The sequence below is a fragment of the Barrientosiimonas endolithica genome (assembly GCF_030296655.1).
GTDB classification, from domain to species: domain Bacteria; phylum Actinomycetota; class Actinomycetes; order Actinomycetales; family Dermatophilaceae; genus Barrientosiimonas; species Barrientosiimonas humi.
In genome coordinates this window covers 3491284-3514712 of record NZ_AP027735.1, presented here as the reverse complement: position 1 = coordinate 3514712, position 23429 = coordinate 3491284, and the positions used below count along the sequence as shown (strand labels likewise).

Annotated in this window: 26 protein-coding genes and 3 pseudogenes; 15 read left to right on the top strand and 14 right to left on the bottom strand. The window is 71.4% G+C overall.

The genetic code is table 11. The features are described from left to right. Positions 1-65 precede the first annotated feature (65 nt). The 4 genes from QUE40_RS17750 to soxR form a co-directional block, all read right to left on the bottom strand. Entirely contained in the window at positions 66-872 is an 807-nt protein-coding gene (locus QUE40_RS17750) for a CPBP family intramembrane glutamic endopeptidase (protein WP_433997025.1), read from the bottom strand. A 19-nt stretch (positions 873-891) separates the two neighbouring features. Continuing rightward, positions 892-2337, bottom strand: coding sequence for an amidase (locus QUE40_RS17745; protein ID WP_289231819.1), 1446 nt, complete (start codon positions 2335-2337; stop codon positions 892-894). Between the two features lie 133 nt (positions 2338-2470). Next, on the bottom strand, positions 2471-3253 hold the full coding sequence (locus QUE40_RS17740; protein WP_236022171.1) for a tyrosine-protein phosphatase: 783 nt from the start codon (positions 3251-3253) through the stop codon (positions 2471-2473). A 120-nt stretch (positions 3254-3373) separates the two neighbouring features. Continuing rightward, positions 3374-3856: a redox-sensitive transcriptional activator SoxR gene (gene soxR, locus QUE40_RS17735; protein ID WP_289231818.1), complete on the bottom strand. Its 483-nt coding sequence runs from the start codon at positions 3854-3856 to the stop codon at positions 3374-3376. 50 nt (positions 3857-3906) lie between these two features. On the opposite strand from soxR, the gene QUE40_RS17730 reads away from it, so the two are divergent. Next, positions 3907-4635: an SDR family NAD(P)-dependent oxidoreductase gene (locus tag QUE40_RS17730; RefSeq protein WP_142007217.1), complete on the top strand. Its 729-nt coding sequence runs from the start codon at positions 3907-3909 to the stop codon at positions 4633-4635. Then, positions 4632-5726, top strand: a complete 1095-nt coding sequence (locus tag QUE40_RS17725) for an S-adenosylmethionine:tRNA ribosyltransferase-isomerase (RefSeq protein ID WP_289231817.1) — start codon at positions 4632-4634, stop codon at positions 5724-5726. Before QUE40_RS17730 ends, QUE40_RS17725 begins: the two co-directional genes overlap by 4 nt. Positions 5727-5749: 23 nt before the next feature. Here the strand turns inward: QUE40_RS17725 and QUE40_RS17720 are convergent, their stop codons facing one another. The 4 genes and pseudogenes from QUE40_RS17720 to QUE40_RS17705 form a co-directional block, all read right to left on the bottom strand. Further along, entirely contained in the window at positions 5750-6154 is a 405-nt protein-coding gene (locus QUE40_RS17720; RefSeq protein ID WP_289231816.1) for a trimeric intracellular cation channel family protein, read from the bottom strand. 98 nt (positions 6155-6252) lie between these two features. Next, positions 6253-6381, bottom strand: a pseudogene (locus tag QUE40_RS17715) (TRIC cation channel family protein); the annotation flags it as partial. Between the two features lie 79 nt (positions 6382-6460). Further along, entirely contained in the window at positions 6461-7354 is an 894-nt protein-coding gene (locus tag QUE40_RS17710) for an alpha/beta fold hydrolase (RefSeq protein ID WP_289231815.1), read from the bottom strand. Between the two features lie 110 nt (positions 7355-7464). Continuing rightward, a complete protein-coding gene (locus QUE40_RS17705) occupies positions 7465-8253 on the bottom strand; it encodes a LysM peptidoglycan-binding domain-containing protein (protein ID WP_276489341.1) in 789 nt (262 codons plus the stop codon). A gap of 378 nt (positions 8254-8631) precedes the next feature. Between QUE40_RS17705 and QUE40_RS17700 the strand changes: the two genes are divergently transcribed. From QUE40_RS17700 to QUE40_RS17675, 6 genes and pseudogenes are all read left to right on the top strand, one after another. Continuing rightward, positions 8632-8820 (top strand): hypothetical protein, encoded by a 189-nt coding sequence (locus tag QUE40_RS17700; RefSeq protein ID WP_289231814.1) that lies wholly within the window; start codon positions 8632-8634, stop codon positions 8818-8820. Continuing rightward, positions 8817-9530 (top strand): hypothetical protein, encoded by a 714-nt coding sequence (locus tag QUE40_RS17695; RefSeq protein ID WP_289231813.1) that lies wholly within the window; start codon positions 8817-8819, stop codon positions 9528-9530. The genes QUE40_RS17700 and QUE40_RS17695 overlap by 4 nt, the downstream gene beginning before the upstream one ends. After that, positions 9530-10225 (top strand): response regulator transcription factor, encoded by a 696-nt coding sequence (locus QUE40_RS17690; RefSeq protein ID WP_142007211.1) that lies wholly within the window; start codon positions 9530-9532, stop codon positions 10223-10225. Before QUE40_RS17695 ends, QUE40_RS17690 begins: the two co-directional genes overlap by 1 nt. After that, positions 10222-11319 (top strand): HAMP domain-containing sensor histidine kinase, encoded by a 1098-nt coding sequence (locus QUE40_RS17685; RefSeq protein ID WP_289231812.1) that lies wholly within the window; start codon positions 10222-10224, stop codon positions 11317-11319. The genes QUE40_RS17690 and QUE40_RS17685 overlap by 4 nt, the downstream gene beginning before the upstream one ends. Before the next feature lie 220 nt (positions 11320-11539). Next, positions 11540-12027 (top strand): annotated as a pseudogene (locus tag QUE40_RS17680) (DUF305 domain-containing protein). 56 nt (positions 12028-12083) lie between these two features. After that, positions 12084-12992: an HNH endonuclease gene (locus tag QUE40_RS17675; RefSeq protein ID WP_289231811.1), complete on the top strand. Its 909-nt coding sequence runs from the start codon at positions 12084-12086 to the stop codon at positions 12990-12992. A gap of 36 nt (positions 12993-13028) precedes the next feature. Here the strand turns inward: QUE40_RS17675 and QUE40_RS17670 are convergent, their stop codons facing one another. Next, a complete protein-coding gene (locus tag QUE40_RS17670; protein ID WP_289231810.1) occupies positions 13029-13922 on the bottom strand; it encodes an oxidoreductase in 894 nt (297 codons plus the stop codon). Between the two features lie 72 nt (positions 13923-13994). Here QUE40_RS17670 and QUE40_RS17665 point away from each other — a divergent pair, with 72 nt between their 5' ends. Beyond that, on the top strand, positions 13995-14579 hold the full coding sequence (locus QUE40_RS17665) for a TetR/AcrR family transcriptional regulator (RefSeq protein ID WP_289231809.1): 585 nt from the start codon (positions 13995-13997) through the stop codon (positions 14577-14579). Positions 14580-14721: 142 nt separating this feature from the next. On the opposite strand, the gene QUE40_RS17660 is transcribed toward QUE40_RS17665, so the two are convergent. After that, positions 14722-16065, bottom strand: a complete 1344-nt coding sequence (locus QUE40_RS17660) for a mechanosensitive ion channel (protein WP_289231808.1) — start codon at positions 16063-16065, stop codon at positions 14722-14724. Positions 16066-16192: 127 nt separating this feature from the next. Here QUE40_RS17660 and QUE40_RS17655 point away from each other — a divergent pair, with 127 nt between their 5' ends. Beyond that, a complete protein-coding gene (locus QUE40_RS17655) occupies positions 16193-16585 on the top strand; it encodes a hypothetical protein (RefSeq protein WP_289231807.1) in 393 nt (130 codons plus the stop codon). Here the strand turns inward: QUE40_RS17655 and QUE40_RS17650 are convergent. The 4 genes and pseudogenes from QUE40_RS17650 to QUE40_RS19530 form a co-directional block, all read right to left on the bottom strand. Beyond that, positions 16554-17120: a DUF6801 domain-containing protein gene (locus QUE40_RS17650; RefSeq protein ID WP_289231806.1), complete on the bottom strand. Its 567-nt coding sequence runs from the start codon at positions 17118-17120 to the stop codon at positions 16554-16556. The two genes, QUE40_RS17655 and QUE40_RS17650, sit on opposite strands and share 32 nt — an antisense overlap. 147 nt (positions 17121-17267) lie before the next feature. After that, complete coding sequence (locus QUE40_RS17645) at positions 17268-19079, bottom strand: glycoside hydrolase family 2 protein (RefSeq protein WP_289231805.1); 1812 nt, start codon at positions 19077-19079, stop codon at positions 17268-17270. A gap of 45 nt (positions 19080-19124) precedes the next feature. Then, positions 19125-19526 (bottom strand): LacI family DNA-binding transcriptional regulator, encoded by a 402-nt coding sequence (locus tag QUE40_RS17640; protein ID WP_433997024.1) that lies wholly within the window; start codon positions 19524-19526, stop codon positions 19125-19127. 107 nt (positions 19527-19633) lie between these two features. Beyond that, positions 19634-20086 (bottom strand): annotated as a pseudogene (locus QUE40_RS19530) (LacI family DNA-binding transcriptional regulator); the annotation flags it as partial. A 149-nt stretch (positions 20087-20235) separates the two neighbouring features. On the opposite strand from QUE40_RS19530, the gene QUE40_RS17630 reads away from it, so the two are divergent. From QUE40_RS17630 to QUE40_RS17610, 5 genes are all read left to right on the top strand, one after another. Beyond that, positions 20236-20982, top strand: a complete 747-nt coding sequence (locus QUE40_RS17630) for an ABC transporter substrate-binding protein (protein ID WP_289231803.1) — start codon at positions 20236-20238, stop codon at positions 20980-20982. Positions 20983-20987: 5 nt separating this feature from the next. After that, complete coding sequence (locus QUE40_RS17625; RefSeq protein ID WP_289231802.1) at positions 20988-21557, top strand: type 2 periplasmic-binding domain-containing protein; 570 nt, start codon at positions 20988-20990, stop codon at positions 21555-21557. A 103-nt stretch (positions 21558-21660) separates the two neighbouring features. Further along, positions 21661-22362, top strand: a complete 702-nt coding sequence (locus QUE40_RS17620; RefSeq protein WP_289231801.1) for a carbohydrate ABC transporter permease — start codon at positions 21661-21663, stop codon at positions 22360-22362. After that, the gene (locus QUE40_RS17615) at positions 22359-22523 is read left to right on the top strand and encodes a hypothetical protein (RefSeq protein ID WP_289231800.1); all 165 of its coding nucleotides are present in this window, start codon (positions 22359-22361) and stop codon (positions 22521-22523) included. The genes QUE40_RS17620 and QUE40_RS17615 overlap by 4 nt, the downstream gene beginning before the upstream one ends. Beyond that, entirely contained in the window at positions 22504-23349 is an 846-nt protein-coding gene (locus tag QUE40_RS17610) for a carbohydrate ABC transporter permease (RefSeq protein ID WP_289231799.1), read from the top strand. The genes QUE40_RS17615 and QUE40_RS17610 overlap by 20 nt, the downstream gene beginning before the upstream one ends. Positions 23350-23429 lie beyond the last annotated feature (80 nt).

The window sequence follows — 23429 nt, the reverse complement described above, 5'->3', positions numbered from 1 at the left end:
CGAACTTCGTGCCGGCCGCCGCTCGGGGAGCGGGCGACCGGATCGCCCTCGTCAGCCGCGGCCCGTCACAACCACGACACCTGGTCCTTGAGCAGCGCGTAACCCACGAAGGCCACGATGTCGAGCAGGGCGTGCGCGATGACGAGCGGCATCACCCGGCGGGTGCGGGCGTACACCGCTCCGAAGACGATACCCATGACGATGTTGCCGACGAAGCCGCCGAAGCCCTGGTAGAGGTGATAGGTCCCGCGGATCAGGGCCGAGACCAGCACGACCTTCGGCAGCGACCAGCCGGCCTGGCTCCACCGGGTGAACAGGAAGCCGACCATCACGACCTCCTCGAGCACGCCGTTCTGGATCGCGGCGAGCACCAGCACCGGCAGCGACCACCAGTCCTCGCCCAGCGCGGAGGCGGCGATCGTGGTGTTGAGACCCATCGCGCGCGCGACGAGGTAGAGCCCCAGCCCGGGGATGCCGATGACGGCGGTGAGCACCACGCCGAGGGCGAGGTCGGGGCCCGGCTTGCTCGTGTCGAAGCCGACGAACCTTGCAGGAGAACGGATCTCGCGGCTGAGGAAATAGAGCGCGAGGCCGACGGTCACCAGGCCGAGTCCGATGCCGACGAGCTGGTAGGCCAGGTCGAGCCAGGAGTTCTGCGCCTGGCTGTTGTTCATCGTGGTGGTCTGCTCGGCGAGCGGGAGGCTGTCGCTGAGCTTGCGCAGGATCGACAGCACCGCATAGATCGCCGACGCGCCGAGGCCGGCGAGCAGCACCAGGGTGGTCTCGGTCTGGATCTGCCGCGGCGTGAGCGAGGTGCGAGGGACGGGCAGCACCCCGCGCCAGTCGCGGACCGGGGGCGGGGTGGCCGTCACGTGCCTCAGGGTAGGCGGTTCAGTCCTGGATCCGGGCGAACGGAACGGCCTGCTCGACCTCGAGCGCGGTCTGGATCAGCAGCGCGTCGGCGCCGCGCGCGGCGGACAGCATGACGCCGATGGGTCGGCCGTCGGACGTGCGCCCGGTGGGCAGGGAGATCGCGGGTGCGCCGGTGGCGTTGTGCAGCGGGGTGAATCCGGCGTAGTCGCAGACCTTCTGGAAGGCCGCCTCGAACGCGCCGTTCGGGTCGAGCTCGCCGAGGCGCGGGGTCGTGCGGGTGAGCACGGGGCTGAGCACCAGGTCGAGCCCGCGCAGCTGCCGGTCGTAGACCAGACCCGAGGCGCGCAGACGGCTGAGGAACAGCGGCGCGCGCCAGACCCGGCGGCGCCCCTGCCCGGCCAGGCCGAGCGTCATCGGGTCGAGCGCCGACTTGTCGAACCCCTTGCCGAACATCAGCGGGCCGCCGTCCGCCGCCGTCATCGCCAGGAACGACCAGTAGTCGATGAAGTCCTCGCGGAAGGAGTCGGGGATCGGCGGGTCGTAGGGCTCGACGTGGTGACCGAGCGACTCGAGCGTGCGCGCGAGATCCTCTGTGGCAGAGCGGGTCTCGGCGTCGGTCGGCGGGGCGACGGGCGAGTCGAGCAGCAGGCCGACGCGCAACCGCTTCTCCGGCGGGGAGGTGACCCGGCCGACCGGCGGGAGCCGCCGCGGGCGGTAGACCTGCTCGGCGGCGGCGTAGAACGTCGCGACGTCGCGCACGGTGCGGGTCAGCACCCCGTCGCTCACGATGCGCACCGGCATCGCCGCGGACGACTCGCCGATGCGCAGCCGGCCGCGGGTGGGCTTGAGCCCGACCAGGCCGCACGCCGCGGCGGGGATGCGGATCGACCCGCCCCCGTCGTTGCCGTGCGCGATGGGGACGACCCCGGCCGCGACGTACGCCGCGGACCCGCCGGAGGAACCGCCGGCGGAGAAGTCGGTGTGCCAGGGGTTGCGGGTGAGGGTGCCGTCGGCGCGTTCGGTGGTGGGCGTCCAGCCGAACTCCGGCATGCGCGACGTGCCGATCGGGACGAGACCGGTGGCGAGCAGCTGGTCGACGACCTTGCCGTTCTTGCGGACCGGCAGCTGCGGCGGCGTCGCCCGCGACCCCACGGTCATCGGCAGACCGGCGACGGGCACGTTGTCCTTGAACAGGGTCGGGACTCCGGCCAGGTCCGCCGCGGCCGGGTCGGCGGTGCGCGCGCGGGCGCGGGCCCGCTCGAAGTCGGTGCGCTCGAGCGCGGTGAGCTGCGCCTCGACGGCCTCGCTGCGGGCGATCGCGGCGTCGACCGCCTCGGCCGGAGACACCTCGCCGCGGCGGATCAGCTCGGCGACCGCCGTGGCGTCGTGGTCGGCCAGGGCGTCGTCGGTGAACGCGTGCACCCGGGTCGCGGCGGTCGTGCGGTCGGAGGTGGCGCTGCTCATCCCGGCAAGTTACTTCAGGGTAGTGCGCGGTGCGGGCGAAATCGTCCGGGTCGGCGGACGACGGACCGGCACAAGCTGCTCGATCGGGCGCCCAGAGCCCCTCCGGGACCCGTTGTGCCGGTCGGTCGTGCGGCTACGGCCGGGTCAGCCGCGCCCGCAGCTGCGCGACGTCGGCCTCGGTCCACCCGTTCTGCCGCAGCCACCCCTCGACCGAGCCGGCGGTGTCGCGGATGGCGGCGAGCAGCCGCGGCATGGTGTCGGGGGAGGGCGTGTGCTCCGCCAGCGCGCGGCCGCTGAGGTTGTCGGCGTAGGCCGGGATCGTCATCAGCCGCTCGACCACCCGCTCGATGCGCTCGCCGGTGGCGAGGTAGTCGGCGCTGATCACCTCGTCCGACGCGCCCGCGACCGACAGCGCCATCGCGACCACGGTGCCGGTGCGGTCCTTGCCCGCCGCGCAGTGCACCACGGCCGCCCCCTCGGCCTCGGCGACCACGCGCAGCGCGTTGCTCACCGAGTCGGGGCGGTCGGCGAGGTAGCCGAGGTAGTGGCTGGTCCAGTGGTTCGCGTCCTTCGGCTCGGCCCGGCGCGCGTCGGCGTCGCGCCACGGCAGCACCAGCGCATCCTCGACGGCGACCTTGCGCTCGCGGAAGAACGAGTGGTGGTGGTGCGTCAGCGACTCCACCTCGACGAGCGGCCCGGGCCCGGTGAGCTGCAGCTCGACGTCGCTGCGCAGGTCGACGATGTCGGTGACGCCGCGCCGCTCGACGAGCTCCTCGACGTCGGCCGGGGTGAGGGTCTGCAGGTTGTCCGAGCGCAGCAGCCGCCCCGGCTGCACCTCCCCACCGTCGGCGAGCGGCGTCCCACCGAGGTCGCGCATGTTGGCCAGGCCGTCGAGGTCGATCCACGCAGGGCTCACGGGACCCACGGTAAGCCGTGCCTCGCCGGCCCCGCGCCACGCTCCGCCGGAGCACCGCCGGCCCGTGCGCTCCGCCGCACGTCTCGGCGGTGGACCGCGATGGCGTACGTCGGTGCCGGGTCAGCGGGACGGGTCCAGCGGTTCGCGCAGCAGGCGGGGCAGGAACGCCGCGCCAGGGGCTCCGGGACCGTTGGCGGCGCGGTCGTCGGGGTTGGAGAACGCGCAGCGCTGCAGCGACAGGCAGCCGCAGCCGATGCACGAGTCGAGGCCGTCGCGCAGCTTCTCCAGCGCCTTGATGCGCTCCTCGAGCAGGCCGTGCCAGTGCCGGGAGATGCGGTTCCAGTCGGCCTTGGTGGGCGTGCGGTTCCGCGGCAACCGACTGAGCTCCTCGCGCACCTCCTCGAGCGACAGCCCGACGTTGGACGCGGCCCGGACGAACGCCAGGCGGCGCAGCACGCTGCGCTCGAAACGCCGCTGCCCGCCCGAGGTGCGCGTGGACGCGATGAGCCCCTGCGCGTCGTAGTAGCGCACCGCGCTGGCCGCGAACCCGCTGCGCTGCGCGACCTCACCGACGGTGAGCTGGTCGTGCTTCGAGCGCTCCACGACATCACCCCCTTGACTTCAAGTTGAGTTGAACTTGAAGCATGGCCGGCATGAGCAATCACGTCAACGCACAAGACCTTTCGACCACCTCACCCGTCGCCCTGATCACCGGCGGCTCCGCAGGCCTCGGGCGTGAGCTCGTGCACGCCCTGGCCGCGCGGGGCTGGACGGTCGTCACCGACGGCCGCGACCCGGACCGGCTGCGCGAGGCGACCGCACAGCTGCCGACGGTGCACGCGGTCGCCGGCGACGTGTCCGACCCCGAGCACCGCGCCGCGCTCGTCGACCGGGTCACCGGGCTCGGCCGGCTCGACCTGCTGCTGCACAACGCGAGCGATCTCGGACCGACTCCGCTGCGGCCGTTGCGCGACCTCGCGCTTGAGGAGCTGCGGGCGGTGTGGGCGGTCAACGTCGGCCCCGGCCTCGACCTCACCCGCCCGCTGCTGCCGCTGCTGACGGCGAACGACGGTGTGCTGGCGTCGATCTCGTCGGACGCGGCGGTGGAGCACTACCCGACGTGGGGCGGCTACGGCGCCTCCAAGGCCGCGCTCGACCACCTCACGCTGACCTGGGGCGAGGAGGAGGGCCTGCGCGCCTATGCCATCGACCCGGGCGACATGCGCACCGCGATGCACCAGGCGGCCTTCCCCGACGAGGACATCTCCGACCGACCGCTGCCGGAGACCGTCGTGCCGCACGTCCTGGCGATCCTCGACCAGCGGCCACCGTCGGGACGCCTGCGCGCGGCCGACTTCGCGCCGGCGCAGGCGCGCGCATGACCACCCCCGCCGCGCACGCCGCGACCCCGCTGCCAGCCGCCGGTCACGCGCCCGGTGCCGGCCTCGCGGCGACCGGCCCGCCCGAGGAGCGTGGCCTCCGCCGTGACGAGGTACGCCTGCTGGTCGCCTCCGGCGACGGCGTCACCCACACCCGGTTCACCCGGATCGCCGACCACCTGCAGCCGGGCGACCTCGTGGTCGTCAACAACTCGGCGACGGTCGCCGGGCAGCTCGACGCCGTGAGCGACCGACGCGGTGCGGTGGTGGTGCACCTGGCGACCCCGCTCGACGACGGCGCCTGGGTGGTGGAGCTGCGCAGCGCCCCCGACGCAGAACGGCCGGTGCTCGACGCCGAGCCCGGCGAGCGGCTGCGCGTCGCCGACCTCACCCTCACCCTGGTCTCCGGCTACCCGCAGGACGGCTCGTCCCCCACCGGGTCGGGCAACCGGTTGTGGCGGGCCGAGGTCGACGGCGACCTCGCCTCGCGGGCCGAGCGGTCGGGCCGGCCCATCGCCTACGGCTACCTCGACCGCCGATACCCGCTGCCGACGTACCAGAACGTCTTCAGCACCGTCCCGGGCAGCGCCGAGATGCCTTCTGCGGGAAGGCCGTTCACCGGCGCGGTGCTCGCGGACCTGGTCGGTCGCGGGGTCGCGACGGCCACCGTCACGCTGCACACGGGCGTCTCGTCGCAGGAGGCCGGGGAGGGGCCGCAGCCCGAGCGCTTCGAGGTCCCGGAGGTCACGGCGCGGATGGTCAACGCCACGCGCGCCAGCGGAGGCCGGGTGGTCGCGGTCGGCACCACCGTCACCCGCGCGCTGGAGTCGGCGGTCACGCCGGGCGGCCGGGTCGAGGCGACGCGGGGCTGGACCGAGCGGCTCGTCACGCCGTCCGACCCGCCGCGCGTCGTCACCGGGCTGGTCACCGGCTGGCACGACCCCGAGGCGTCGCACCTGCTGCTGGTCGAGGCGGTCGCCGGCGCGGAGCTGACCGAGCGGGCGTACGCCGCCGCCACCTCCGGCGGCTACCTCTGGCACGAGTTCGGCGACTCGGCGCTGCTCCTGCCGTCGCTCGTCCTCCCACCCCCGTGAGACACCCAAGAATGATCGGTGTCTCAGCCGTCCCGACGCCGCCGCACCCGGCGGACCGCGCGGGCGCGCCGCTCGCCCTCACGGCGCAACGCTCCCCAGTTGGCCGACAGCGGCAGCATCCAGCGGCGCTTGCGGGCCAGCAGCGTGAGGCCCGCGCCGACGACGACCGCGAGGACCAGGCCGAGGGTGGGGTGGCCCAGCTGGGCGCAGACCACCAGGGTGCTGCTGGCGGCGAGGGCGCAGGTGGCGTAGAGCGGGCTGCTGCCCAGCACCGCCGGCACCTGGCGCAGCACGATGTCGCGCACCATCCCGCCGCCGACGGCGGTGACGACCCCGAGCAGCACGGCGGGCAGCCAGCCGAGGCCGGTGTCGAGCGTCTTGAGGGCGCCGGCGCCGGCCCAGGCGCCGAGGAGACCGCGTCGATCCACGGCCAGGCCCGGTCCCAGGTGCGCCCGCCCTCGACCTGCACCAGGAAGGCGATCGCCGCGCCGGCGAGCGCGGTGAGGATGTAGGCGTTGTCGAGCAGCGCGGCGGGCGGGCCGGCCTGCAGCAGGGTGTCGCGGATGAGGCCGCCGCCCAGGCCGGAGATGATCGCGAGCACCGCGAAGCCGACCGGGTCGAGCCGGGCGGCCCGGGCCACGACCCCGCCGAGCATGGCGTTGCCGAGCACGCCGGCGAGGTCGACCCAGCGCAGCGCGTCGAGCACCGACGAGTCGGCAGCGGGCATGGCGGGATCAGTCCAGTCCGGCGACCAGCTCGAGGACGACGGCCGCGAAAGCCTCGGGCTCCTCGACGTGCGGGAAGTGGCCGGACGCGGCGAGCGTCACGACCTGGGCGCCCTGGGCGGTCTGGCGGTAGGCGCTGATCATCGCGGGCGCGGCCACCAGGTCGTCGATGCCGTGCACGAGCAGGTGCGGCTGCCGCAGCCGCGGGAGCAGACCGAGCGTGGAGCGGTACATCGGCTCGATGAGCGGCAGGTGCGACATGCCGCGCTCGCGCTGCTCGTCGGTCAGCTCGGAGTCACGCATCAGCCGCAGGTAGCGCTCCTGCCCGTCGGCGTCGTGGAAGAACAGCTCGAGATAGTGCTCGCCGAGCCGCTGCATCGCCTCGCGAGCGCCGTCGGCGGGGCTCAGGTGATCGGGCCGGGCGGCGATCTCCTCGCACAGCACCGCGCCCTCCTCGTCACCGAGCTCGCGCAGCCGCTTGGCCGCGACCGGCAGCCGGTGCCGGTCGGTGAGGTCGGCGTCGAAGGTCGGGCAGGAGAAGATCACCGCGCTGACCGCGTCGGGGTGGGCGACGGCGTACTCCAGCACGACGGGCGCGCCCGCCGAGTGGCCGAGCAGCACCCACCGCTCGATCCCGAGCTCGCGGCGCACCGCCTCGAAGTCGGCGATCAGCAGCTCGCGGGTGAGCGGCGGCTCGGCGGGCAGCGGGTCGGAGCGCAGCGCGCCCCGCTGGTCGACCGCGACGAGCCGCACGTGCCGGCTCAGCAGGTCGCCGACCGAGGCGGTGAGGTCGTAGCTGCCCTGCCCCGGGCCGCCGTGCACGTAGAGCACGGCCGTGGACCGTGACCCGCGGTCGTCGACGAACACGCGGGTGCCGCCGACGTCGACGAACAGCTCAGCCATGCGGTCAGCCTACGGCGCAGGACTGCCGGCCGACGGCGTACGTCGGGCACGCCTGGACATGACAAGGCCCCGGGAGCGATCGCTCCCGGGGCCTCGACGTGATGCCTGGATCAGGCAGGCAGGTTCAGGACCTGGCCGACGAAGATCAGGTTCGGGTTCGAGACCGTCTTCGAGTTGGCGGCCCAGAGGGTGCGCCAGCTGTCGATGCCGTGCTTCTCGGCCAGCTTGCCCAGCGTGTCGCCGGCCTTGACGGTGATGGTCTCGTTGGAGGCCTTCACCGAGGGGACCGACTTCTTGTGGGTGTGCTTGGTCGACTTCTTCTCGCTCTTGGAGAAGCTCTTCTTCTCGGACTTGCTCGACTTGTGGGTCGACTTCTTGGCCGGGGCGTCCTGCTTGACCTCGGCGCGCTCGCTGGACCGCGAGGAACGCTCACGCGTCTCGGTGCGCTCCGGGCGGTCGTTGTTGCGCTCGCGGGTCTCGGTGCGACGCTGCGGGGCCTCGGTCTCGCGCTCCTGCTCCTGGGTGTCGACCGAGGAGGAGGACGACGAGCCGCCGTTGCTCGCGGTCAGGCCGGCGCGCTTGGAGCACACGGGCCAGGCGCCCGGGCCCTGCGCGGCCAGGGTGCGCTGCGCGACGCGGATCTGCTCAGCCTTGCTGGCCTGGTTGGGCATGCCCGACCCGCCGAAGGCGCGCCAGGTGGACAGCGAGAACTGCAGGCCGCCGTAGTAGCCGTTGCCGGTGTTGATGCTCCAGTTGCCGCCGGACTCGCACTGCGCGACGCGGTCCCAGACGCCGGTGTCAGCGTTCGCGGGGGCAGCGCCACCCACGGTCACGGCCGCGATGGTCGCGGCGCCGGTGGCGGCGAGCGTGGTCACTCGGGCCTTGCGGTTGTTCAGCAAAAGTTCTTCCCTTCGTGTTGCCGCCTCGCAGCACGAAGCCGCCCGGCCCCGATGGTGATCGGTCGGCCTGACGTGCGTACGTCCGCGCCTCTGCTGGGTCCGGAAGTTCCGGCGCCGCGCCCACGGGAGGAATCGGCGAGTGGGCACGCCAGCTGCTCGGTCCTGTTCATGTCTCCGGGCCGAGCCAGACCACGAGTGGTCACGCGTTAACCGTTTCGTGACCAACATTCGTTACACCCGAACCCCCGAATGTGACGCGGCTCACAAGCACTGGGGTTACTGAGGATTCGCTGTGACGGCTATATCGCGGGCCCGTGCACGCGGGCGGTCGCGCCCGCGCGCGTCCGCTGAGCCGCCGTCTGCGTACGCTCTCCACCCGTGAGCTGGGACCCGGTGCGCGACGCCGAGCCGAAGGTGGAGCGTCGGTCCTCGATCGGCTGGCACCTGGAGCGGCCGCGGCGCCGCGTGATGCCTGTGGTCTGGGCGGCCCTGGCCGCGCTGTTCGGCTGGTTGGCCTGGATGGCGTTCGTCGAAGGGGGCCCGTCGGCGCGGCCGTCCCGCTCGTGATCGCCGCAGCGCTGGTGTGGATGGTCCCGGCGCCGCGGCGGGTGGCTCGTGAGCCGCGGACGGTCCCGTCGGGCCAGGGGCTGGGCGTGCTGCTGCCGATGCAGGGCAAGTCCCTGCGGTTCGTCGCGATCGGCTCGTTGTGCATCGTCCTTGCGCTCGTCGCCGGCGTGCGCGGGCTGCTGAACCGGGAGCTGCTCCCGAGCGTCTTCGTCATCGGGTTGGCCGTGCTCGCGGCGATCGCCATGGCCGACGAGCTGCAGATGAGACGGCGCGGCCCGCGCGGGCTGGTGCTGACCCCGTCGGGCGTCGAGCTGCACGACCGCAACCCGGTGGAGACGTGGGCGTGGGACCGCGTCGGCGACGTGCACGCCTGGCACACGTGGGTGCCGATGCACAACGCCAACCACCTCCCGTTCGGACCGCGGCCGGAAGCCTCGAACCGGCTCACGCTCACCGTGCGACCGCCCGGTGCGGCCGGAACCCCGACCGCGGAACCGGGCACGGCGACGCCGACATCGAGTCCGACGACCTCCTGTGCGACCCGGTGGCGGCGTTCCACTTCCTTCGGCTCTACGCCACGGACCCGTCGCTGCGCTGGGAGCTCGGCAGCGACGTGGCGCTGCGCCGGTGGGGAGTCCTCACCGGCGCGACCCGGCCATGAGGCTTCGACGCCGCTGCCTGCAGGTCTGCGTGCGAGGGTGAGGCGGTGATGTCGTCGACGGCCGCGCGGGTGCTCGTGGTGGAGGACGAGCGGGCGCTCGCCGGGATGATCCGCAACTATCTCGACCGGGCCGGCCACGACGTGCGCATGTGTCACGACGGCGCGACCGCGGTGGAGGTCTCGCGCGAGTGGGTGCCTGACGTGCTGGTGCTCGACCTCGGGCTGCCGGGGCTCGACGGGATCGAGGTGTGCCGGCGGGTGCGTGAGTTCTCCGACCCGCTGGTGCTCATGGTCACCGCGCGGGACGACGAGACCGACACCCTGATCGGGCTGTCGGTCGGTGCCGACGACTACGTCACCAAACCGTTCCGGCCGCGCGAGCTGGTGGCCCGCGTGGGGGTGCTGCTGCGGCGGCCGCGCGCGTCGACCCCGCCGGTCGCCGTGCTGCGGCTGGGTGCGCTGGAGCTCGACCCGCAGGCGCGCACGGTCGTGGTCGCGGGAGCGCCGGTGCACCTCACGAAGCTCGAGTTCGACCTGCTGGCAACGCTTCTCGCGCAGCCGCGGCGGGCGTTCGCTCGGCGCGAGCTGATCGCCGAGGTGTGGGGAGCCGACTGGGTCGGCGACGAGCACCTGGTCGACACCCACGTGAAGCACCTGCGCCGCAAGCTGGGCGACGACCCGGCGAGGCCGGCGTACGTCGTGACGGTGCGCGGGGTCGGCTATCGGGCGGGTGAGGGCGCGTGAGCCGTGAGCGTGGCCGGCCCAGGCTGTCGACGGGGCTGCTGTTCGCACAGCTGGCGGTGCTCGTGGTCGCGGCGGTCGTGGCCGCCGTGACGGCAGCCCTGGTGGGGCCGCCCCTGTTCCACGAGCACATGGTGCGGGCGGGCGCGGACCCGTCGTCGAGCACCCTCGCGCACGTCGAGGAGGCCTTCCGGTCGGCCGGGCTGATCACGCTCGCCACGGCCGGCGGGGCGGCCGTGCTGGCCGCCGCGGTGGTGGCGTGGGTGCTGGGTCGCCGGCTCGCGCGGCCGCTGACCTCGATGGCGACCGCGGCGGGTGAGATCGCCGACGGGCGACGCGACGTGCGGCTGGACGAGCCGAGCACGCCGGCCGAGATCGCCACGGTGACAACGGCTTTCAACCGGATGGCGGACGACCTGGAGCAGACCGAGCAGGTGCGTCGCCGGCTGCTCTCCGACCTCGCGCACGAGCTGCGCACACCGCTGGCGACGATGACGGCCTATCTCGACGGGCTCGAGGACGGGGTGGAACCGGACGCGTCGACGGCCGGCGTGCTGCGCGAGCAGGTCGAGAGGCTGACCCGCCTGACCCACGACCTGCGCGCCGTGTCGCAGGCCGACGAGTCGGCGCTGGTGCTGGACCGCGAATCCATAGATGTCACAGCGCTTCTCGCCGCTTCGGTCGAACCGGTGCGCACGCGCCTGGCGGGGTCTGCGGTGTCGCTGCGCTCGGACGTGGCGCCCGGACTGGTGGTCACCGGCGACCGCCTGCGGCTCCAGCAGGTCATGACCAACCTGCTCGACAACGCGGTGCGGCACACGAGCGCGGGCAGCATCATGGTGCGGGCCGCGGCGCGGGACGACGCCGTCGAGGTCGTGGTCAGCGACACCGGTGAGGGGATCGCGGGCGAGCACCTGGCGTACGTCTTCGACCGGTTCTTCCGCGCCGACACCGCGCGTGACCGCGACCACGGCGGCTCAGGGCTGGGTCTGGCGATCTGCCGCGCGCTGGTGCACGCGCACGGCGGGACGATCACGGTGGCCAGCGACGGGCCGGGGACGGGTGCGACGTTCACGGTGCGCCTGCCGCGCGCCTGACTCCATCGAATCTCCATCGAACGCCCATCCGCCGAGGGTGGGCGTGGCCGCAGGCTGGGGTGAGAACCGCCCAGCTGCAACCAGATCGGAGCACCCCGTGCCACGACGTACGTCCTTGGTCGCCACCACCGCCCTCCTCGCCGGCAGCCTTCTGCTCGCCGGGTGCGGCAGCGGGGACAGCTCGACCGGAGCCGGTGGGAGCCAGAGCAGCGGGCACGACATGAGCACGATGGACAGCTCCAGCTCGGCACCGGCGGACTCCGGGCGGCAGGGCGACGTGATGTTCGCGCAGATGATGATCCCGCACCACCAGCAGGCGATCGAGATGGCCGACATCGCGCTGAGGAAGCCGTCGTCGTCGGCCCAGGTGAAGAAGCTCGCGACCGACATCCGCAAGGCGCAGGGCCCGGAGATCACGACGATGACCGGGTGGCTGAAGTCGTGGGGTGCGCCCACCTCGATGCCCAGCGGTCACGACATGAGCGGCATGATGTCGCCGGCCGAGATGGATGGGCTGAAGAAGGCCGGGGGCCGGAGTTCGACCGCCAGTGGCTGACGATGATGATCAAGCACCACCGGGGTGCGGTGCAGATGGCGCAGGACGTCAACAAGACCACGAACAACCCCGACGTGCGCACGATGGCCAACGGCATCATCAAGAGCCAGAACGCCGAGATCCGCACGATGGAGCAGTTGTTGAAGAAGTAGCCGCCTCCGCAGACGAATCGGCCCACGCCGCCGGCGGTTCCTGACAAGCTGCTCGCGTGTGGACGGAGGATGACGATGCGGCCCTGCGTCGTGAGGCGATGGCGTGGCTGGCCGTCCGCACCGATGACCAGCGGCACTACCTGTCCACGGATGAGATCGGCGAGTTCCGATTCCGCGGCGAACGTTTCCCGCTCATGGATCGCCAGCGCGGCATCCGCAAGCCAGCCCAATTGCAAGCGGCGCTGTCCATCCGCACGACATTCCGGCCGGACGGCGCCGAACGACCCTACGAAGACGCGCTGCGGCCAGACGGTCTGATCAGCTACAAGTGGCGCGGCACCGACCCCGACCATCCGGAGAACCGCGGACTCCGGCGGGCTTATGAGCAGCAGCTACCGCTGATCTGGTTCTACGGCGTCGGGGTGGGCACCTATCAAGCGGTCTTCCCTGTCTTCATCGTCGCCGAGGACAGAGCACTGCACGAGTTCGTCCTGTCGCCGATCGAGGGCGTCTTGCCCCAGGCCGGTGACACCCTCCAGGAGGAAGTGCTGCGTCGCTACGTGGCCCGGGAAGCGAAGAATCGCCTGCATCAGCCAATCTTCCGCGGGTTGGTGCTGCGGGCATACGGCGAGCGCTGCAGTGTCTGCGAGCTGCGGCACGCCGTCCTGCTGGACGCGGCCCACATCGTGCCCGACAGCGATCGGGCGGGCATTGCGGCCGTACGAAATGGGTTGTCCCTGTGCAAGATTCACCACGCGGCCTACGACACGGGCATCCTCGGCATTCGCCCCGATTACACCTTGGCCATCCGTGAAGAGGTCTTGCGTGAGGTGGACGGGCCGATGCTGCGGCACGGACTGCAAGACATGCACGGCCAGCGCCTGCGTGTTCTTCCTCGCCGCAGGTCCGAAAAGCCAGATCCCGACCTTCTGGAGATGCAGTGGGATCGGTTCCTGGCCTCGTGAGCGCCCCGCTGTCCGAACCATTCGGACAGCCTCGGCTCAGCCCAGCGTGAGCTCGGGGGACAGACCGACCTCCTTGGCCGAGCGCAGCCAGAACTCCTTCGCCAGCTCGACGTTGCTGGCGGCAGGGGAGCGGCCGACGAGCGTGGGCTGCCCGCGGAACTCGTACGCCTTCGCCGGGCCGACGTAGCTCCCGGACGGGATGTCCTCGACGGCGGCGAACAGCAGCGGCTCGGTGCCGGCCTCCGCGTCGCGGGCGATGAAGCGGTTGGCAAGCTGCATCACGACGTGCGGGCCACGCTTGCCGCTGTGATTCTGCAGGTTGGTGGCGGAGTAGCCGGGGTGAGCGGCGAGCGAGCGCACCGACGAACGCCCCTCGAGGCGCCGGGCGAGCTCGAGCGTGAAGAGCAGGTTGGCCAGCTTCGCCTGGGCGTACGCACCCGCCGGGTCGTACGCCCGCCGCTCCCAGTGCAGGTCGTCCAGCGCGATCCTGCCGCGGCGATGGGCCTGCGAGGACACGGTGACGACGCGGTCGCGCAGGTGCGGGAGCAGCTGGAGGGTGAGGGCGAAGTGACCGAGGTGGTTGGTGCCGAGCTGCAGCTCGAAACCATCGGCGGTCCTGCCCTGAGGGACCATCATGATCCCCGCGTTGTTGAGCAGGATGTCGATCGGCTCGGACCAGTCGGCGGCGAAGGCGCGCACCGAGTCGAGGCTGGCGAGGTCGAGCTGGCGCACCCGCACGTCGCCGGTGATGGCGGACGCGGCCCGCTCACCACGGCTGACGTCGCGAACGGCCAGGGTGACCGTGGCGCCGCGCGCCGCCAGGTGGGTGGCCGCGACCTGGCCGAGGCCGCTGTTGCCGCCGGTCACCACCGCATGGCGGCCGGTCAGGTCGGGGATGCGGTCAGGGGTCCAGGGGGACGTCGTCGCCATGCCGCGAAAGTAGCCAGCGCCTACATAGTTGTCAACGGATACATTCCACCGGGTTTGGCGCAGAATAGGCAGGTGACCGACAGCGCCCGCTATCACCACGGCAACCTGCGGCCCGCCCTGCTCGCCCGGGCCGTGGAGGTCATCGAGGTCGACGGCGTCCGCGACATGAGCCTGCGCCGGATCGCCCGCGATCTCGGGGTGAGTCACGGCGCGCCGCAGCGGCACTTCAGCGGGAAGGCCGACCTGCTCGACGCGGTGGCGAAGCAGGGGTTCACGATGCTCGGCGATGCCTACGCCGAGACCATGCGCAACGTCGGCGGCGGCGACCGCCTGACCGCGCTGGCGGTGACCTATCTGGAGTTCTCGATGGCCCGGCCCGAGCTGGTGCAGCTGATGTTCACCCGCAAGCACTCACCGGTCGAGGGGATGGACGAGGCGGTGGCGGAGGCCTTTCGCGTGCCGCTGGAGGTCATCGCCGAGGAGCAGCGGCGCGGCAATCTGATCGAGGGCGACCCCGAGCAGCTCGGCATCTATGTCGTCGCGGTGCTGCACGGCCTGACCTCGCTCGCCAACGCCGGCTTCATCACGGCCGGGTCGTCGCAGAGCCTGCTGGCCAGCGCCGCCGACCACGTGCTTGACGGGTTGCGTCCGCGCTGACTCTTCTCTGGGGCACGTGGTGCCCCAGAGTAAAGGCGCCGCCGGGCTCCACCCGGGCCCGACCGCACCGCACACCACGTCAGCCCGCGCACAGCACAAGGCCCGCGCCGACGTACGACGCGGGCCTCGTGATCTGACAGGGTCAGTTGTTCTGGTTCTCACCCTTGCGCTGCCGCAGCTCCTCGAGCTGCCGGGCGGCGGCGTCGCGGCCACCGAGGCCGAACGCCAGCGCCGCGGCCGCGGCACCGCCGACGACCAGGGCGCCGAAGGCGAGCTCGATGATCGAGTCGGCGATGCCCATGTACTTCAGGCCCATCGCCGAGAACAGCACGATCGTCGCGACCCGGATGACGAGCGGCGTCGCGCCGTCGCCACCGATCAGCTTGGCGAGCAGGTTCGCGATGAACACGCCCGCCGCGATGATCGCCGCGCCGAACACGACACGTCCGCCGAGCTCGAGCACCTCGCTGAGGAAGCGGGTGATCTGCGGGAAGTTGAGCGTCTGCGCCGCCATCACCGCGAAGAACAGCACGATCGCGACCTGCACGATCTTGGTGATGATCGGGGTGGCGCTCTTGCCCTCCGGCAGCAGGTCGGCGTCGCGCAGCACCCGGTCGGTGCCGACGCCCTCGAGGATCTGGCCGAGGATGTCGGCCGCGAACTTCGCGATCAGACCACCCAGCGCCAGCAGCAGCAGCGCCGCCAGGATCACCGGGATGGCGTCGAAGATCGTGGTGAGCATCCGCTCCGCCGGCCGCGAGATCGACTGGATCCCGAGGATCTGCAGGGCGGCGATGCTGACGACGATCATGATCAGCGCGTACGCGATCGTGGCCAGGGTCTTCGCGATCCGCTGACCGACGCTGCCGGCTCCACCAGCCCCGGGGCCGCCCTGCTGGGCGGGCGCCTGGCCGGTCTGCTGGGCGTACTGCTGGCCGATCTGGCCGCCCTCAGCCGGGTTGTTGTACGCCTGCTGCTGCTCGCGGTGGCCCGTCGCCTCGGCCGTCACCTGGTTCTGGGCACCGCGCGCCCGACCCAGCCAGCGGTCGATCGGGAGCGCGGACAGCGCGGTCTCGATGAGCTCGCGCACGACCTTCGCCAGCAGCGCGCCGATGACGAACACGACGCCGGCGCCGATCAGCTTGGGCAGGAACGAGGTCACACCGTTCAGCAGGTTCTGCACGGGCGCGAGCGCCTGGTCGAGCTGGAACAGCTGGAGCACGGCGATCAGACCGAACATCCAGATCAGCAGCGACACGATCTGCCCGAGTGACTGGCCGATGCTCGAGCCGTCGGCGCTGCTTCTCTGCAGGGCCGGCACTCTCCCGACCAGGGCTGCGAACCCCCGGGTCACGAGCTTGGCCAAGATCCAGGTCACGACCAGGATCAGGACCGCGAGGATCGCCTTCTGCGCGATGTCGGCCCAGTTGAACTCGTCCCAGAACGCGGTCTGGAACCGAGCGGGGGCCACGGTCGGAATGCTCATCCCTTCACCTCTTCATAGGTTGCTGGCTGTCGGATCGACACTATGGCGCTTGTCAATACATATGAAGGGGCGAAGGGGTGTGACCGATGGACGGTCACACCCCTTCGGGTGCTGCGTTCGTACGTGGGTGCCAGCTCGAGCGGGTGCGCTCAGTCGCGCCGGTGCTCAGTCGCGCAGGGCGCGGCGGGCGTACGCCCAGGTCAGCGCGAAGGCGCCGACGACACCGGCCGCGCCGGCCGCTACGGCCTGGTTGCTGCCGCCCTCGCCGACGACACCGGTGTCGACGCGCGGACCGGACGGGCCGCCGTCGGTGGGCGCCGCGGTGGTCGTGCTGTCGGTGGGCGCCGTGCCGGTGGGACTGTGCGTGCCGCTGCCGGTCGGGCTGTGCGTGCCGGTGGGGCTCGACGTGCCGGTCGGGCTCGACGTCGAGGTCGGCTTCGTGGTGGGGCTGGAGGTGGAGCCGGAGGTGACGGTGATCTTGCCCAGCGTCAGGCTCTGGCCGGGCAGCGGCTCGCAGTAGATCCCGCTCTCGCCCTGGTCGTCGGCGATGACGACGACCAGGTCGCTGACCTTGACGGCGAGGGTGCCGGTGGACCGGGGGTGAGCTCCTCGCCCTCGCCGGAGCCGCGCACGGTCATCGTGCCCGAGGCCGGCACGGTGGCGGGGAGGTCGAAGTCGACCGACGCGGTCTGCTCGGTCGCGCCGACCGTGTAGAAGTGCAGGCTGCCACCCTCGGTGATGACCCGGTAGTCGCTGTCGCGCATCACCTGCACGGCGTCCTGACCCATGGTGATCCGGGCCTTGAACTGCGGCGCTTCGAGGGTCTCGCCCTTGCGCACGGTCTCAGGGAGGTCGGCGCTGACCGTGACCGTCCACGGGTCGTCGAGGTCGTAGATCTCGCCGTCCTCGGCCTCGTACGAGCAGGCGTACTTGAGGCCGGAAAGCTCTGCGGCACTAGCGGATCCGGCGAAGGCGAGCGGCGCCATGGTGACGCCGAGGATCCCCAGAGCGGCGGCGGTGCGGGCGGCGCGCTCGGGCAGGGTGCGGTTGCTCATGAGAGTCCTTGCGGGAGAGGCGCGTTCCCCCAGGAGCCCGCGCGCGGTGACGTTGAGCGGAGCGTAGGGCCTGGCGGCCGAGCGTGGGGAGAAATTCGGCCCAACCCGTTCGGCCCCAACGACGCCGGCGCCCAGCGACCCCCGCGCTCAGCCACCCCGGCGCTCGGCCACCTCGATCGCGGCGGGGCGCGACTGGATCGCGCGGAGCCGGTCGACGTCGAGCTTGCGGCTGCGGTCGAAGAAGTAGATCCCGTTCTGCTCCTGGAAGACGTCGGTGAGCTGGGTGTAGCAGTAGCCGAACATGCGCGGGTCGTCGAGCAGCACGTCGACGAGGCCCTGGAACCGCTCGTAGACCTCCTCCTCCGACGCCACCGCCTGGCCGTAGCCCCAGGAATCGGCCCCCTCCTCGGCGGCGGGATTCCACCAGATGCCGCCGAACTCGCTACAGAAATAAGGCTGTCCGCGGTAGGGGAGGGACCATTCGTCGCCGGCGTTGGCGTACGGCTTGCCCTCGGCGAGCGGCGCCATCGCCGCACGGAACTGCGCCGGGTCCTGCTCGTAGTTGTGCGAGTCCCACACGTCGGTCTCGTCGACGCGGTGGGCGTAGCCGGACGCGTCGATGACCGGCCGGGTGGGGTCGGCGGCCTTCGTGGCGAGGAACATCCCGCGCGTCACGTCGTCGAGCACGGTGATCCGGTCGTGCCGCTTCTGGAAGGTCTCGTTGAGCGGGCACCAGCCGACGATGCTCGGGTGGTTGCGGTCGCGCTCGACGGCCTCGAGCCACTGGGTGATGTACGACGCGTCGGGCCGCTGGTTGTCCAGGTCGGCACCGCCCGGCTCGCGGCAGCCCCAGTCGCCGAACTCGCCCCACACGAGATATCCCAGCCGGTCGGCGTGGAAGAGGAAGCGCTCCTCGAAAACCTTCTGGTGCAGCCGAGCACCGTTGAAACCAGCGGCTTTCGACAGCTCGATGTCCGCGATCAGCGCGGCGTCGGTGGGCGCGGTCATGAGCCCGTCGGGGTAGTAGCCCTGGTCGAGGACGAGCCGCTGGAAGACGACCTCGCCGTTGATGCGGATCGCGAGGCCGTCGATGGTGACCGACCGGAGGCCGGCGTACGTCATCACCTGGTCGACCACGGAGCCGTCGGGTGCGACGAGGCGCAGCTGCAGGTCGTACAGGTGCGGGTCGTCGATCGACCAGAGGCGGCGCCGATCCTCAGGAACGACAAGGGTGCTCAGCGGCGTGAAGTCGGCCTCCGCGCTGACGCTCGTCGTCGCGACCTCGCCCAGGTCGTCGCTCAGCCGCGCCTCGATCCGGTGGTCGCGGCGCGGACCGGCCACGGGGAGCTCGAGGTGAAACGCCCCGGCGCCGACGTCAGGGGTGATGCGTGCGCGCCGGAGGTGCGTCGGCGGCACCGGCTCCAGCCAGACCGACTGCCAGATGCCGGTGGTGCGGCCGTAGACCGCGTCGCGCCCGTGCACCTCGCGGGTCTGCTTGCCGCGCGCCTGCGCGGCGCGGCCCTCGTCGCGGCAGCGGACGGTGAGAACGGGCGCGTCGGCCAGCTCGTCGGCGGGACCGAGGTCGACGGTGAACGACGTGAAGCCTCCACGGTGGCGCCCCTTCTCGACGCCGTCGACCCAGACGGTCGTGTCGTAGTCGGCCGCGCCGACGTGCAACAGCACGTTGCTTCCGGCCCAGTCGTCGGGCACGTCGAGGACCCGCCGGTACCAGACCGCGTTGAGGTAGTCGGTCTCCCCGACGCCGGACAGCTGCGACTCCGGCGCGAACGGCACGGTGATCTCGCCGCCGAGGTCACGCTCCAGCAGCCCGCGCTCCAACCCGCTGTCGGCCCGGTCGATCTCGAAGCCCCAGGTGCCGTTGAGGGAGAGCCAGCGATCGCGCACCCACGAGGGGCGCGGATACTCATGGCGCGGTACGTCGGGCGTGGGCTGGTTCATGGTGTCGCCTCTCGTCGAGGGTGGCTCGGTCAGGGGAGCGCGCGGTCAGGCTCGGGTGCTCTCGCGCGCGACGATCTGGTGCGGGACGACGATGTGCTCGCGGGAGCGCCGGCCGGCGGCGATCTGCTGGGCCAGCTGGTCCACCGCGGCCTCGGCCACCTCGGCGACGGGCACGCTCACCGACGTCAGCCGCGGCGTCGTGAATCCCGAGCTCGGGAGGTCGTCCCATCCCATGAGGGCGATCTCCCCGGGCACGTCGACCCCGCGGTCGTGCAGGGCGCGCAGGGCACCCAGGGCGAGCTCGTCGTTGTAGCACAGGACCGCGTCGGGACGGTCACGTCGCGGCAGGTCGAGCAGCCCGGCCATCGCCCGATATCCCTGGTCGAGTCCGTAGCCGTCGGGCTGCACGACCCACGCGGGGGCGATCTTGAGCTTGGCGCTGCGCATGCGCGCACGGAAGCCAGCGGTGCGCAGGGCACCGGTCTCTCCCCCGGGCCCCGCTGGTGCCCGATCACCGCGATGCGGGTGCGTCCCGCATCGATGAGGTGACTGGTGGCATCGCGCGCGGCGGCCTTGTTGTCCGCACCGACCCACGCCAGGTCGAACTCCGCAGCGTGCTCACCGAGGACGACCAGGGGCGTCGTGCCCTGCGCCAGATCGCGCTCGGCGACGCTCACCGCACTCACGATCGCACCGTCCCAGAGGTGGTCGAGCGTGGCCTTGCCGGCCATCTCCGCGGTTGGGGCGCCTTCGGTCTGCTCGATCGCGACCGACCAACCGCGTTGCTGCCCGGCGCGACCGACGGCGTCGGCGAGCGCGGCGAAGTACTGCTCGCGCACTGACGGCAGCAGGAGTCCGACCACGCCCGTCCGCCCCGATTTCAGTTGCCGCGCAACGAGATTCGGTCGATACCCCAGTTCCTCGACCGCGCGCAGCACGGCCTCGCGCGTCGTCTGCGAGACGTACGGGAAGTCATTGATGACGTTGGAGACGGTGCGCGGAGACACCCCCGCGCGGGTTGCCACCTCTTTGAGAGTCACCGCCACGAGGGAAAAGTAGCAAAATCCTTGCAACGTTGCATGCAGCGATGCAAACTCGACGGAACGCACAAGGAGGTGCTGCCGATGTCATCGGTTCTGCAACCTGGAACGGCCCCGTGAGCACCCGGGTTTCCCGGCGAGCAGCCGTGCTCGGGTCGTTGGCCGCGGCCACTGCGTTGAGCGGTTGCGGGTCGCCGGCCGCGCGTGGTCTGTTCGGGGTCGCACCCCCGGAGGGGCAGCTGTCGTACTGGAACATGTTCACCGGCGGCGACGGGGCCAACATGGTGACGATGCAGGAGGAGTACCTCCGCTCCCATCCTGATGTCCAGCTGGACGCGACCGTCCTCGCCTGGGGCACCCCGTACTACACGAAACTCACCCTCGCGACCTCCGGCGGCGCTCCGCCCGATGTTGCAGCCGTGCACCTGTCACGGCTGCAGACCCTGGTCCAGGCCGACCTGATCCAGCCACTCAACGAGCCCCTGCTGCGCGAGCACGATCTGGCCCCCGGACGCTTCGTGCCGGCCGCGGTGCAGAAGTCGCGGTACGACGGACGGCTGCACGCGGTCCCCTTGGACACCCACCCCTTCGTCCTCTTCTACAACATCGACGTGTGTCGCCGGGCGGGCTTGCTCGGCAGCGACGGACGCCTCCGCCCGATCCGGGGGCCCGAGCAGTTCCGCAGCGCGATAGCCGCCGCCGCCAGGGTCACCGGCGGCTACGGCGGGGTCGTCAACATCACCAAGGACCCGTCCACCAACTGGCGCTGGTTCGCGACGCTCTACTACCAGCTCGGGGGTCGGTCGTCGCCGACAACGGCACCCGGGTCACCCTGGACGACGACCTCGCAGCACGGGCGCTGACCTTCATGCAGGGGCTGACCACGTCCGGCCTCATGCCGAAGAGCATCGACGGGCCGGGCGTGACTTCGTTGTTCTCGACCGGCAAGGTCGGCTTCCTGCTGGACGGGGAGTGGCAGATCCCGACGTACGCCGGCTCGAGCCTGAAGTTCGACGTGATCCCCGTGCCACACATCTTCGGCCCCAAGCCGGTGGCGTATGCCGACAGCCACGCGCTGGTCCTCCCGCGCAACGCCGAGATGGACGACCAGCGACGCGGCACGGCGCTGGACTTCGTGCGCTCGCTCATCGGCTCGAGCGTGATCTGGGCGAAGGGCGGTCATATCCCGGCCTGGCTGCCGGTCCAGAACTCCGCGGAGTTCCGAGCGATGCGGCCGCAGGCGAACTACACCGAGGCCGCCCGCACCGCGCAGTACGACCCTCCGGCGTGGTACTCCGGCGCCGGCAGTCAGCTGCAGAACCTGCTCGGTGCCGCCATCGCCACCAGCCAGACGGGCTCGGCGAGGCCGGCCCAGGCCGTACGGGAGATGCGCAAGCAGCTCGACAAGCTGGCCGCCGCGAAGCCGCCGGTGGGGTGAGGGACGAGATGGCGACCACCACGATCATCGACGACGCCCCGGCCAAGGCCGTGACCACTCTGCCGACGGGGGCCGGTCCGACGAGAACCGCGCAGGCTGGCTGATGGCGGCCCCGTTCCTCGCCTTCTACCTCCTGTTCCTCATCGGGCCAGCGGTCTACGGCCTGGTGATGAGCTTCTTCAACACGACGTCCGTACGTCCGGGGCTGGGTGAGTCGGTCGGGCTCGACAACTACCGCCAGATCTTCACCGACTCGGAGTTCTGGGCATCCATGGGGCACACGGTGTGGTTCACGGTGCTGACCGTGCCGCCGCTGGTGGTCCTGGCGTTCGTGCTGGCGGTCCTGGCCGAGCGCGTCGCCCGTGGAAAAGCGTTGGTGCGCTTCATCTTCTTCGCCCCGTTCGTCCTCCCCGTGACGTCGGTGACGATGATCTTCGGGTGGCTCTACGCCGCCGAGATCGGGCTGCTGCCGAACGCGCTGGAGGCGCTCGGCCTGCCGGTCCCGGACCTGCTGGGTGAGGCCCGCTGGGGCTTCATCTCCGTCGCGGCGCTGACGGTCTGGTGGACCATCGGGTTCAACTTCGTGCTGTTCCTGGCCGGGCTGCAGGACATCCCGGAGCAGGTCTACGAGGCGGCCGCGCTCGACGGGGCGAGCCCGGTGCGCACGCTGTGGTCGCTCACCCTCCCGCTGCTGCGGCCGACCGTGGTGCTGGTGACGATGCTGCAGATCCTCGCGAGCATGCAGATCTTCAACCAGATGTATCTGCTGACCGCCGGAGGCCGGGCACCGAGACCCGGCCGGTGATGCAGTACATCTACGACACCGGCTTCTCCGACTACCGGGCCGGCTACTCCGCCGCGGCGACGATGATCTATTTCGCGGTCGTCCTGATCATCTCGGTGCTCTGGTATCTCGCGCGGGTGCGCACTCGGAAGGAGCGGACGCGTGACCACGAATCCCCTTGACTACAACGGCCGTTCGCGAGTCTTCAAGATCTTCTCGGCGATCGTGCTCGTGCTGTTCGCCGCGGTGTGGGTGGTGCCGCTGCTGTTCGCCGGGGTGACCTCGCTGCGGCCGGAGTCGGAGATCGCGGCCGACCCCACCTCGTGGTGGAGCGAGAACTTCTCGCTCGAGGCCTACCGCAAGGTGCTCGACAGCACCCCGATGCTGACGTGGTATCTCAACAGCTTCATCATCGCCGCGCTCACCGTCGTGCTCACGGTGTTCGTGACCTCGCTCATCGGGTTCGCGCTGGCCCAGACCCGCTTCTCCGGCCGCGGCGGAGTCTTCGCGCTGGTGCTGGCCGGGCTGCTGATCCCCGGGCAGATCCTCGTCCTGCCGCTCTATCAGATCGTGCAGGGGATGGGGCTGCTGAACACGTACTGGGCGATGGTGCTGCCCGCGGTCGCCGCCCCCATAGCGGTCTTCATCTTCGAGTCGTTCTTCTCGGGCCTGCCACGCGAGCTGATCGACGCCGCACGCGTCGACGGCAGTAGCTGGTTCGGGATCTACTGGCGGATCTGCCTGCCGCTCACCCGCCCCGCGGTCGCGGCCGTCGCGATCTTCACCTTCGTCACGAGCTGGAACAACTTCCTGTGGCCGCTGCTGGTGCTCAGCAACGTCGACCAGATGACCATCCCCGTCGGCATGGCCACGGTCGCCAGCGGGTTCGGGATCATGTACGCCCAGGTCATGGCCACCGCCGTGCTCGGCGCACTGCCCCTGTTCGTGGTGTTCCTGCTGTTCCAGCGCCAGATCGTGCAGGGCGTGGCGAGCACGGGGATCAAGTAGGTCTCAGCGACCACGCCTCGGTCGAACTACTTACCCGTCGTCTTGGCCGCCGGGGCGTTGGCACCCTTGGTCGCGCCCGG

What these genes read in the sequence shown, in the direction of transcription:
- QUE40_RS17745 (WP_289231819.1), bottom strand. Translation starts at nt 2,337, where the DNA reads ATGAGCAGCGCCACCTCCGACCGCACGACCGCCGCGACCCGGGTGCAC.
- QUE40_RS17730 (WP_142007217.1), top strand. Translation starts at nt 3,907, where the DNA reads ATGAGCAATCACGTCAACGCACAAGACCTTTCGACCACCTCACCCGTC.
- QUE40_RS17725 (WP_289231817.1), top strand. Translation starts at nt 4,632, where the DNA reads ATGACCACCCCCGCCGCGCACGCCGCGACCCCGCTGCCAGCCGCCGGT.
- QUE40_RS17710 (WP_289231815.1), bottom strand. Translation starts at nt 7,354, where the DNA reads ATGGCTGAGCTGTTCGTCGACGTCGGCGGCACCCGCGTGTTCGTCGAC.
- QUE40_RS17690 (WP_142007211.1), top strand. Translation starts at nt 9,530, where the DNA reads ATGTCGTCGACGGCCGCGCGGGTGCTCGTGGTGGAGGACGAGCGGGCG.
- QUE40_RS17670 (WP_289231810.1), bottom strand. Translation starts at nt 13,922, where the DNA reads ATGGCGACGACGTCCCCCTGGACCCCTGACCGCATCCCCGACCTGACC.
- QUE40_RS17660 (WP_289231808.1), bottom strand. Translation starts at nt 16,065, where the DNA reads ATGAGCATTCCGACCGTGGCCCCCGCTCGGTTCCAGACCGCGTTCTGG.
- QUE40_RS17650 (WP_289231806.1), bottom strand. Translation starts at nt 17,120, where the DNA reads ATGAGCAACCGCACCCTGCCCGAGCGCGCCGCCCGCACCGCCGCCGCT.
- QUE40_RS17645 (WP_289231805.1), bottom strand. Translation starts at nt 19,079, where the DNA reads ATGAACCAGCCCACGCCCGACGTACCGCGCCATGAGTATCCGCGCCCC.
- QUE40_RS17640 (WP_433997024.1), bottom strand. Translation starts at nt 19,526, where the DNA reads ATGCGCAGCGCCAAGCTCAAGATCGCCCCCGCGTGGGTCGTGCAGCCC.
- QUE40_RS17625 (WP_289231802.1), top strand. Translation starts at nt 20,988, where the DNA reads ATGCAGGGGCTGACCACGTCCGGCCTCATGCCGAAGAGCATCGACGGG.
- QUE40_RS17620 (WP_289231801.1), top strand. Translation starts at nt 21,661, where the DNA reads ATGGCGGCCCCGTTCCTCGCCTTCTACCTCCTGTTCCTCATCGGGCCA.